This window comes from Arthrobacter sp. Y3221157 (assembly GCF_059089865.1).
Window position 1 is genome coordinate 1 of record NZ_JBNHFD010000108.1, and the last position, 11,376, is coordinate 11,376.

General features: G+C 60.6%; 7 protein-coding genes. 5 read left to right on the forward strand and 2 right to left on the reverse strand.

Annotation, left to right across the window (positions count from 1 at the left end; genetic code table 11):
• Positions 1–148 precede the first annotated feature (148 nt).
• The 5 genes from AC5RTT_RS18380 (at position 149) to AC5RTT_RS18400 (ending at position 9,156) form a co-directional block, all read left to right on the forward strand.
• Positions 149–1,921, forward strand: a complete 1,773-nt coding sequence (locus AC5RTT_RS18380) for a glycoside hydrolase family 3 protein (protein WP_494146396.1) — start codon at positions 149–151, stop codon at positions 1,919–1,921.
• Positions 1,918–3,171 (forward strand): SGNH/GDSL hydrolase family protein, encoded by a 1,254-nt coding sequence (locus tag AC5RTT_RS18385; protein ID WP_494146397.1) that lies wholly within the window; start codon positions 1,918–1,920, stop codon positions 3,169–3,171. Before AC5RTT_RS18380 ends, AC5RTT_RS18385 begins: the two co-directional genes overlap by 4 nt.
• Positions 3,172–3,201: 30 nt before the next feature.
• On the forward strand, positions 3,202–5,475 hold the full coding sequence (locus tag AC5RTT_RS18390; RefSeq protein WP_494146398.1) for an alpha-L-rhamnosidase: 2,274 nt from the start codon (positions 3,202–3,204) through the stop codon (positions 5,473–5,475).
• Between the two features lie 119 nt (positions 5,476–5,594).
• Positions 5,595–7,151 carry a glycoside hydrolase family 43 protein gene (locus AC5RTT_RS18395; protein ID WP_494146399.1) on the forward strand — a complete coding sequence of 519 codons (1,557 nt, stop codon included), beginning with the start codon at positions 5,595–5,597 and terminating at the stop codon, positions 7,149–7,151.
• Positions 7,152–7,272: 121 nt separating this feature from the next.
• Positions 7,273–9,156 carry a glycoside hydrolase family 3 protein gene (locus AC5RTT_RS18400; RefSeq protein WP_494146400.1) on the forward strand — a complete coding sequence of 628 codons (1,884 nt, stop codon included), beginning with the start codon at positions 7,273–7,275 and terminating at the stop codon, positions 9,154–9,156.
• Between the two features lie 161 nt (positions 9,157–9,317).
• Here the strand turns inward: AC5RTT_RS18400 and AC5RTT_RS18405 are convergent, their stop codons facing one another.
• On the reverse strand, positions 9,318–9,698 hold the full coding sequence (locus AC5RTT_RS18405; protein ID WP_494146401.1) for a hypothetical protein: 381 nt from the start codon (positions 9,696–9,698) through the stop codon (positions 9,318–9,320).
• Positions 9,699–10,418: 720 nt separating this feature from the next.
• Positions 10,419–11,222 (reverse strand): sugar phosphate isomerase/epimerase family protein, encoded by an 804-nt coding sequence (locus AC5RTT_RS18410; RefSeq protein WP_494146402.1) that lies wholly within the window; start codon positions 11,220–11,222, stop codon positions 10,419–10,421.
• Positions 11,223–11,376: the final 154 nt, after the last annotated feature.

Below are 11,376 nucleotides of genomic sequence, written 5' to 3' on the forward strand. Positions count from 1 at the left end.
CCAAAGTCACCACCGCACCCGAACACCCCTACACCCAACGCCTCCTTCTGGCAGCCCCCGTAGCCAATCCCAAACGCCAAGCCGAACGCCGGCAGGCACGGGCGGCCACAATGACTTCCAGCCTCGACGAGAAACAACGGACCCACGCATGAATCCCACGGGCACATCGACGGCACACAGCAGGAGTGTCGACGAAATCATCGGCGACCTCACCATCGAGCAGAAGATTGGCCTGCTCTTCCAGCCCATAGTGATGATCGGCGAGGATCTCGACCTCGACGCACCCTCCCCACTGGGCGGCGGCTCGTTGCGGCATCAAATAGTAGACAAGGGCATCCGCTACTTCTGCCTCGCAGGCATGCCCGAGCCGGCCAAGGCTGACAAGGTACTCCAGACCCTGCAGGACCTCGCTACGTCCACCGGGTCAAAGCTACCCATCATCTTCTCAACCGACCCACGGCACTCATTCATCCAAAACGCAGGGGCAAGCCACCGCGCAAGCGGCGTCTCGCAATGGCCGGAACCTATCGGACTGGGCGCCCTCCGTGACCCCGACGCCGTGCGGACCTTCGCCGACATCGTTCGGCAGGACTACCTCGCCATGGGCATCCGCATGGCGCTTCACCCCCAAGTCGACCTGGCCACGGAACCGCGATGGGCCCGGCAGGCCCAATCCTTCGGCGCCGACCCCCATCTCACAGCGACCCTCCTCCGGGCATACCTCGAGGGCCTGCAGGGCCCCACCTTGGGACCAACCAGCATCGCCGCGACGACAAAGCACTTCCCGGGAGGCGGCCCCCAGCTCGACGGCGAGGACCCGCACTTCCCGTACGGACGCGAGCAGGTCTACCCGGGCGGCCGACTGCGCGACCACCTGCTCCCCTTCGAAGCCGCGATCGACGCCGGCACGGCAGCGATCATGCCCTACTACGGCATGCCGGTAGGACTGACCCTCAACGGTAAACCCGTCGAGGAAGTTGGCTTCGCCTTCAACCGACAAATCCTCACCACGCTGCTCCGCGAGGAACTCGGATTCGACGGGATCATCCTCAGCGACTTCGGCCTCATCACCGACGCGACCGTTTTCGGCAAACCCTTCCCGGCCCGCGCCTGGGGCGTGGAACACCTGAACCGCCACCAACGTGTCAAAAAGCTTCTCGAAGCTGGCGTCGACCAGTTCGGCGGTGAAAGCGACACCGAACTGGTTGTCAGTCTCATCGAGTCCGGCGACCTCAGCGAGTACCGTCTCGACGAGTCCGTCCGCCGCAATGTCGCACTGATGCGTGACCTGGGCATCACGACCCCGGGCACAGGTGACGGAAACGTGGAGATCGGGTCCCCCGAACACATCGATCTGGGCAGGGCCACGCAGGCAGCGTCCCTCACTGTGCTCACGAACAAGGACGTAGAGGGACGACCGCTGCTCCCGGTGGCCGAGCCGCAGAAGGCCTACCTCGTCCACATCGAAGCATCGGCGTTGCCGGCAGGATGGACGCCGTCACCGTTGGAAGACGCGACGGTCGCCATTGTGCGATCTCATGCTCCCTATGAGGAACGAGACACCTATTTCCTCGAAAGTGGGATGGAACAGGGGTCCCTCGACTTTTCCGAGGACTACATCGAGGAGATGCGGGCAATTGCCCAGCAGGTTCCCCTTGTCTTCGTTGTCACACTGACAAGGCCCGCAATACTGACGCCCCTCGCTGGTGTCGCCACCGCCATCGTCGCTGACTACGGGGCGTCCGACGATGCAGTCCTCAGCGTCCTCACCGGCCGGGCCCGCCCCCACGGAAAGCTGCCCTTCGAACTGCCTCGCAGCATGGACGCCATTGCCGCGAGCTGTCCCGATGTGCCCTCGGATACAAAGGACCCGCTGTTTCCCATCGGTTGGGGCCTGGACCTGAACGCGGTACGGGCATGAACACCATGAGCGAAGCCACCCGGGAGCTCATCGTCCGCGCACTCCGCGGAGTCCTGGACCTGGAACACACCCCCAGAGGTGTGGTTCCGCACCGGCTTCCGCGAACGGTGGACGCCTACCATGACGAGGAAACGCTCAGGATCAATGCTGAACAACCCTCCGGAGTCCGACTTGCCCTGACGACAGCGGCGACGCAGCTGACGCTGACCGCACTCTCGACACGGCGCTTCTTCCCAGGCATGGACCCGGACTCTGTCAAGGTCACATACGGCGCCGTCAGCGGCGAGCTAACGCTCGAGCAACGGGAAACCGAAGGATCCTACGATCTGCTCCAAATTTCCGGTCCCCCACAGCACCATGCGGGGAAGCCTGCCTCGCTAGTATTCGAGATCGGAGGGAACGGCACTGCCCGCGATGTTGAGATCTGGCTTCCGAACAACGCGACAATTGAGATTCTTGATCTGCAGGCCGACGCGCCTGTTCATGCCGCGGCATCCTCCAACTTCCCCAGGTGGACGCACTATGGCAGTTCCATTAGCCACTGCGCGGAGGCCGATTCGCCGCTCTCAACATGGCCGGCAGTGGCAGCCCGGAAGCTCGGCCTGAATCTCACCTCGATGGCCTTCGGCGGGGGTGCGCACCTTGACCACTTCGTCGCACGCGTCATCCGCGACCTGGACGCGGACCTCATCAGCCTCAAGATTGGCATCAACATCGTCAACGGAGACACGATGAAGCGCCGAACCTTCATCCCCGCCGTCCACGCCTTCCTGGACACCATCAGGGAATCGAAACCGGACGTTCCGATCCTTCTCATCTCCCCCATCGCCTGCCCGATGCAGGAGCACGACCCAGGCCCGATCACCTGGGATATCGAAGCAGGGAAGCTTCGCACCGTTCCGTCATCGATGCCTGACCAGAACTTCGGGTCACTGAACCTCACCGACGTCCGCTCAATCCTCACCGACATCGTCAATGCCCGGTCCGCGACAGATTCTGCGCTCTACTACCTCAACGGCCTGGAGCTGTTCGGACCAAACGATGCCTCCGACCTGCCCGACGGGCTACACCCGAATACCGCCGGCTACCTCCGCATGGCTGAAAGGTTCCTGGTGAACGAACGCACCAATGAATGGCTCCAAGGTTCACGATCAGAATCGCTATCCGCCGGTCCATCTGACCAGACGGTGGACGGGAACGGGCCCCCTGGCACGACGACCAGTGGGTCCGTCAGCGCCCGAGCATCATAGAACCGTTCCACCAGATATCGAAAGAAGCACATGACTGCACTAACTTGGTCCGCATCGATGATCGCGCCCGATGAGGATTTCGACGGCGCACCGCTGCTTCGCACGGAATTCACACTGGTCGAAGACCATGGTTCACCTGTTCAGGCGATCCTCAGGGCCACGTCATTCGGAATCTTTGAAGCCACGATCAACGGGCGCCCTGTAGGCGAAGACGTCCTCAGCCCCGGTTGGAGCTCCTACGAGTGGCGCCTGCGCTACAGCACTCACAACATCACCAACCTGTTGCAGCCCACCAACGTCCTGGGCGTATCCCTAGGGAACGGGTGGTATCGCGGCAACCTATCCTTCAACGGCAACTCAGCCTTCTACGGCTCAGAACTGGCCTTCCTTGGCCAGCTGGACATCGAGTACGCTGACGGCTTCGTCCAAACGGTCAACAGCGATCCTTCCTGGAAAGCAGGACCATCCGGCATAACAGCCAATGATCTCTATAACGGTCAGGCCATCGACGCCCGCAGCATTGATAAAGCATGGGCAGAACCGGGTCACGAGACATCCTCCTGGGCCGGAGTGCACGTGGTCGACCTTGACTTCTCCCGACTGGCCGAACCGGTCAGTGCCCCCGTGGTGCGACACGAAGTCCTGAAACCGGCGCGCATTTTCACCTCACCCACTGGCAAAACACTGATCGATTTTGGCCAGAACATCGTCGGCTGGCTCCGCTTCACTGTCCAGGGCGAGGCCGGTTCCGTCATCACCCTGCGGCACGCGGAAGTACTGGAGCACGGAGAGTTGGGCACACGCCCACTCCGGTCAGCACTTGCCACCGACACAATGACCCTCTCCGGAGGCCACGACTTCTTCGAACCGACCAAGACGTTCCACGGCTTCCGTTACGCCGAGGTAACCGGGTGGCCCGGGGAGCTGACGCAGGATTCACTGGAGGCAGTCGTCGTCCATACCGCACTGGACCGGACAGGATGGTTCGAGTGCTCCAACGCCCTGGTGAACAAGCTGCACCAGAACGTCGTGTGGGGGCTGAAAGGAAATTTCCTCGACCTGCCCACTGATTGCCCGCAGCGCAATGAACGCCTCGGCTGGACCGGGGACATCTCCGTCTTCGCGCCAACGGCCGCGTTCCTCTTCAACGTAAAGGACTTCCTGCAGGACTGGCTGCTGGACGTGGCCGCCGAACAGAAGGCCGCGGACGGCATCGTACCCTTCACTGTCCCGGACGTCCTGAAGTACGAAGAACGACCACCGTACTTCCCTGCGCCGGAATCAACTGCAGTGTGGGGAGATGCCGCGGTTTGGGTCCCGTGGGCGTTATGGGAAGCGTATGCGGACAAAGCCGTGCTGGAACGGCAGTACGAATCCATGACCGCGCACATCAGCCGGGTGGAAGGGCTCCTCTCCCCCACCTATTTGTGGGATCAGGGATTCCAGTTCGGTGATTGGCTTGACCCGGATGGCCCGGCCGACCAGCCATGGGTATCGAAGGCCGACAAAGGCGTTGTCGCGACAGCCTGTCTCTACAGGACGGCCAATATCGTGGCGCAGACCGCGTCTCTCCTTGGCCGCACCAGCGACGCAGAACATTTCAGCGGTTTAGCCGAACGGACGCGTGCCGCGTTCAATGAGCACTATGTCGCCGCCGACGGAACTGTTCTCAGCGACTGCACCACCGTCTATGCTCTCGCCCTTGCCTTCAAGGTCCTCGACAGCGAAGAAAAACGGGCCTTTGCAGGGGACCGTTTGGCAGAGCTCGTGGCCAAAAGCAGCTACAGGGTGTCCACAGGTTTCGCAGGGACACCATTTATCACGTGGGCACTTTCGGAATCTGGGCACGTCGAGGACGCATACAAGCTGCTCCTGGAGGAACAATGCCCGTCTTGGCTGTACCCGGTAACCATGGGAGCCACCACAGTGTGGGAGCGCTGGGACTCGATGCTCCCCGATGGCACCATCAACCCCGGCGAGATGACCAGCTTCAACCACTACGCCCTCGGTGCCGTCGCAGACTGGCTCCACAAAGTAGTCGGAGGCATCCGCCCCCTGGAACCGGGATACGCAAGAATTCTCTTCGCCCCCAAACCGGGACCAGGAATTGAGTGGGCAAAGACCAGCCTGACAACTACCTATGGAACCATCAGTAGCGAATGGCGGCTCGCCCCGGACGGCGAAATAGAACTCACAGTCAGCGTCCCTGAGGGTGTGACGGCAGATATCGATCTGCCATCCGTTCCGCGTCAGTCCGTAACGTCAGGACGTCACACGCTTCGTTCCACACCCGTCCGGTCATGAAGCCAGGCTCAGGAACTTGCCCGCCATAACACCACCGAAGGCCTCCACCATAGTTGGAGCCAGCCGGTCCTGCGGTCACGAGCCCACCGTCATGACGAACCAGATTTCAAGGAGAACCAATGAAACCCACGACAGATACCGACAGGCCCGGGCCCTCAAGTGACGTTAGCCCGGCGGCGGAACCCGTCGAAGGCTCTACAGCATCCCCTTTCACCCCCATCGTCGCTGGCTTCTTTCCTGACCCGTCCCTGTGCCGGGTGGGCGCTGACTACTACCTTGCGGCGTCTTCGTTCGAGTATTTTCCGGGCGTACCGCTCTTCCACAGCACTGATTTGCTCAGGTGGCGGCAGATCGGCAACGCACTCACCCGCGAGAACCAGCTGAACGTCCGCACCAGTCCAGCCTCGGCAGGAATTTGCGCGCCGACCCTGCGTTATCACAACGGTAGGTTTTACCTGATCACAACGAACCAAGCCGAGATGCTGCGCGGCCACATCGTCGTCTCAGCCGATTCCCCCGAAGGCCCATGGTCCGATCCTGTCCATATCAGCGGCACCATCGGCATCGATCCCGACCTGGTGTGGGACGATCAGGGACGATCCTTCGTCACCTGGACTTCGTTCGACCCGTCCTGCTTCGGTATCGTCCAGGCGCCGGTGGACCTGGACGCCGGAACGTTCACGGGGCCAATTAAACAACTGTGGTCCGGGACGGGTCTGGCAAGTCCTGAGGCGCCTCACATCTTCCGCCGCAATGACTGGTGGTACATGGTCATCGCGGAAGGAGGGACTGAACACGGCCACGCAGTCAGCATTTCACGCTCCCGCACGGTGGAGGGTCCATTCGAAGGATGCCCCCACAACCCGATCCTCACCCACAGCGGGCTCGATCACCCGGTGCAAAGCACTGGTCACGCGGATTTCGTCGAACTTCCCGACGGCCAATGGGCAATGGCTTACCTGGGCACGCGGCCGCGTGGAGGTGGGGCAGGATTTCATGTCAATGGCCGGGAGAGCTTCCTTGCCGGCATCGAATGGGTAGGTGACTGGCCCGTCGTACAGGACGAGCACTACGAGGTTCCTATCGTGGACCACTCCTTCACTGACACCTTTGACCAGCAGGTGTTGGATCCGCGCTGGATCTCACCACGCGAACCAGCCGCGGAGTTCACACGACGTGCAAAGGCTGGGGGGCTCATTATCGAACCAGCCTCCGACCCCCGCGCAATGCTCGCAGCCCGTCCGCGCGACGAGCAGTGGACAGCAACTGCCTCCTTTGACCTGGCGGACAACGGTGCAGCCAGTCTCGTTCTTGGAATCGACGACGAGCACCGGTACACGGTCTCGACTGACAACGGCGCTGTAACGGTCACCGCGAGTATCGGGCCCCTTGCCGCCGAAGTAGCATCCGCACCCGCCACCGGCAGCGGGGTGCTCTACATTCGAACATACGAGGCAGAACGCGCCCACCCCGGTGCCCCCAGTGGACCGGACCTCGTAGCGCTGGGCTACATCGAACACGGAGAGCCAGTCGAACTGGCACGGTTGGATGGCCGCTACCTGTCATCGGAGGTAGCCGGTGGTTTCACTGGCCGCGTGGTCGGAGTCCGCGCTGACCGCGACGCAGTGCGACTCACTAGGTTCGAGTACCGTGCCCACAAAACGAGCAGCGAATGAACAGAGCACCCCAATAATTGCCACGAAGCCTGAGTCCTCTCCTGTTTCCTGGTTGCTTGATAAAAGCCGCCGCGATTGCCGGATCGACTAACCACAAATATTCCTACTTCGAAAGAAACCAATGTCCCTTCGCACCCTCACTGCCCCTGACGGCACCAGCTTCCGCGACCTCAACCACAACGGCGTCATGGAACCGTACGAGGATCCACGTCTCACACCCGAGGAGCGGACCGAAGATCTCCTTAAGCGGCTCACCCTGGAAGAGAAGGTCGGGCTGATGTTTCAGACCGTCATCGAAATCGGCCCCGACGGTGACCTGCTTGAAAAGCCCGGATTTATTTCGAAATCCCCCACAACAGACGTGATCACCGGCAAATACATGACGCATTTCAACGTGCACCAGATCCGCACAGCACGTGAAGCCGCCCGGTGGAACAACGCGCTGCAAAAGCTCGCCGAAACGACCCCACATGGTGTCCCTGTCACCATCAGCACGGACCCGCGGCACGCCTTCGTCGACAATGCCGGCGTGGGATTCCCGGCTGGCCCTTTCTCACAGTGGCCGGAAGCGCTCGGACTCGCCGCACTGAATGACGTGGACGCAATTCGCACTTTTGCCGAGGTGGCCCGGCAGGAATACCGCGCGGTAGGCATCCGCGCAGCACTGCATCCTCAAATTGACCTTGCGACAGAACCACGGTGGGGCCGCCAGGCGCAGAGCCTCGGCCATGATGCCGACAGGGTCGCAGAGTTCACCGCCGCTTACATCCAGGGTTTCCAAGGCGACGTGCTCGGACCTGACAGTGTTGCATGCACGACGAAGCACTTCCCTGGTGGGGGTCCCCAAAAGGACGGGGAGGACGCACACTTCCCATACGGCCGCGAACAGGTCTACCCGGGCGGCATGTTCGAATACCACCTTCGCCCATTTATCACAGCTATTGAATGCGGCAGCGCTGGAATGATGCCGTACTACGGCATGCCCCAGAGCCTGGTACGCAACGGTGAAGAGATCGAGGAAGTCGGCTTCGGCTTCAATAAGCAGATCATTACTGACCTGCTCCGAGGTGAACTCGGGTACGACGGCGTCGTCGTCACAGACTGGGAACTCGTCAACGACAACTACGTCGGCGACCAGGTCCTTCCCGCACGTGCATGGGGCGTCGAGCATCTGACGCCCAAAGAGCGAATGGAAAAGATCCTCGACGCCGGAGCCGATCAGTTCGGCGGAGAAGAATGCGTTGAACTTCTCCTCCAACTCCTCGCCGAAGGCCGCGTCACGGAAGCCCGTATCAACAAGTCTGTCCGGCGTCTCCTGCTCGTGAAGTTCCGTCTAGGACTCTTCGATAATCCTTTCGTCGACGAGGATGCTGCAGAAGCCCTTGTCGGACGCAAGGATTTTCAGGCCCACGGCTTCAATGCCCAAGCGGCATCGCTGACGATCTTGGAGAACAAGGAACACCAGGGCAAACCCCTCCTGCCTCTCGCTCCATCGTTGAAGAACTCTGCGATCTACACCGAAAACATTAAAAATGACGTCATTTCGGACTGGGGCCAACCCGCGGATTCGCCGGAGAACGCGGACCTCGCCATCATCAGGCTGGGCGCCCCGTTTGAGACCCGAAGCGATTTGTTTCTGGAAGCATGGTTCCACCAGGGATCCTTGGAATTCCCGCCCGGGTTGGTCCACAGGCTTCGCCGCATCGCCGACCACTGCCCACTCATCGTCATCGTCAACCTCGACCGACCGGCGATCCTCACCCCGCTGGTACCCTTCGTGACCGCCCTCGCGGTAGAGTACGGCAGCTCAGACCGTGCCGTACTCGCGGCTCTTTCCGGCGACATCCTGCCGATGGGTAAACTCCCGGTGGAAATTCCTCGGTCTATGGACGCCGTACGTGCATCGCGGGAAGACGTTCCCTCTGACACGGGAAACCCTATATACCCGGTCCACTTCGGCCTTTCCCTGGAACCGCAGGTTATAAAGGCTGACTCGACACTCTAAAATTCTGGCCCGTATGGAAACGTGATGGTCCCGCTGAAGGCGGGACCATCACGTTTAAGGACTTTGATCTGCGGCTCCTCCCACCGGCGCGGGCTTCGTGCGCTTTAGGGGGTCATGGGTCTTCGCAATGGCTGGCCGGGCTGGAATCAGAACCTAGGTCTTCACTCCATCACAATCGGCGGGGGTGCCTTAAGTTCGAATTGCCCCTCCACGCTTTGGCCTTCTTTGAGCCAAACTGTATCGCCCTCGACCCGGTCCAGCTCATCCGATGCAAAGTATGCGTGACCGGCCAGAAAGCCGGACCTGTCAACTTTCACATAGCCGACCCGCAGCAACCTCTCGACGATGTGGTGAGGCAACTTTGACGTAGCAGCAAAAGCAGCGATTCCGGTGTTGACGAGGGCCCCTGTTTCGGGGCTCGTTTGACCCTCGGCAGTTACTGCCTCCGGATCACCCATCTTCAGGGCCTCGACCTTGCCGACTTTTTTCCCATCCGCAGCCACGACGTGCATTCCTTCTCGGACTAGTTCGATGACCGCCATGACTTTCTCCTTTATCCCTGCGATTGCTGAGTTCAAGCAAGTGTAGATCTGAGAAGCTGCCTGTAACAGAGGGGAAACTGGCCAGATACAGGGGCCGGGTCTCCTTCTAGGGTTCCGCTGCAACCGTCAACGGCAAGCCAAACGATAGCAACGCGAGCAAGCCCCGGATTGACCGGCAGTGGTCATAGTTCAGTGATCACCGCCGGACAACCCTGTTTCACAGTGGCCCGCTCGGTTACTTGGAGTCGGCAACAATTTCGATGATGCGCCCTGGAAGTTTTTCCACCAGCCTTCAAAACCCGGCTTTTTCAGCCAGGGGTTCGACCCGTCGTGCCTGACTACTTCAACGGACTCCCTGTCACTTATCTTGCCGCTGTCGTTACGGCGGCGTCCATGCCAACCAGCAGCTTGCAGTCATCAACCAGCCGCCGGTCAAAATTGTCGGCCCGGTTCTTGAGGTCACCATGGGAGCGAAACATTTGGCCTTCGGAGGGCGTCGACGAAACTTGCTGCGGATAGGTGCCGCCCTTCAGGCAGCTGTTTTCCCAAGCTCCCGTTCAGGATCGTCAGGTCAGAGGCAGGATCCGGATGTCTTCCCCCGACAGGTTTCAGGAGCAAACAATAAGACACCGCGGACCCCGCGTGGTGGTATCGAAAACCCCGGATGGCCGGGCCGTGCGGTTGGACCCGGTCAGATTCTTGCTGTTTTGTATCCCTGAGCTAGAGGACAGATTTCAGATACCGAACGGAGGCATAAAAGTCCTCTTCCATGTGGGGCTGACATGCAGCTTCCAACGTGAGTTTTCCTTGGTAGCCGTCGGCTTTGAGGGCGGTGACCTGTCCGGCGATGTCAGTGACGCCGGTGCCGAAGTGTTGCCAGGTCATGACCCCGTCGATGAACTGGCCGTCCTTGAGGTGGACGTTCCTGATGTATGGCTTCAGGATTTCGTAGCTGTCGCGGAAGTGCTTCTGCTCGGCTTCGTAGAGGTTGCCGGTGTCCCATACGTAGCCGAAGTTGTCCCGGCCTACGCCTTTGAGCAGGGCGAGGCAGTTCTCGCCGGTGTCCGCCCAGGAACCGGGGATGTTCTCGAGCTGGACGGAGAACCCTCGCTTGCCCGCCCGGTCTGCAGCCTCACCCAGAATGTCGATGACTTTTTGCTGGTGTTCCTCGGTGTCCTCCGGGCTCCTAGTTGCAGCGAATACGATGATCTTGTCAATTTCCAGGCGTGCCGCTAGATCAAGGCTCATGTCCAACAACCCGTTGAGATGCAGCGACATCAGCTCACTGTTGAGGGGTGCTCGGAAGAGGCCGGGGGATACAGCGGAAAAGGCGACTCCGTGGTTACGCGCCGCTGACTTCAGGCGTTCCCATGCATCCGGGTCGACGAGGGGGAAACGCTTCCCTTCCACCACCCGGATTTCGATGTCTTTGATCCCTTCGACGCTGATTGCTTCGAAGATCCGGGGAAATGCGGCAGGAGATACGTCCGGAAGTACTTCATTCGTCACTGTCGACAAAATCATTCTGAGGCTTCTTCTTTCAATTTGTTTGTAGAGGCTTTTGAGCGCGACTGTGTCTGATGTTAGCGGCCATGAAAAACTGCCCGTAGGCGGCCACGAAAGTGCCCACTGACGGCCAGTAGAACTGCCCATCGGTGGCCATGAGATCTGCCCACTT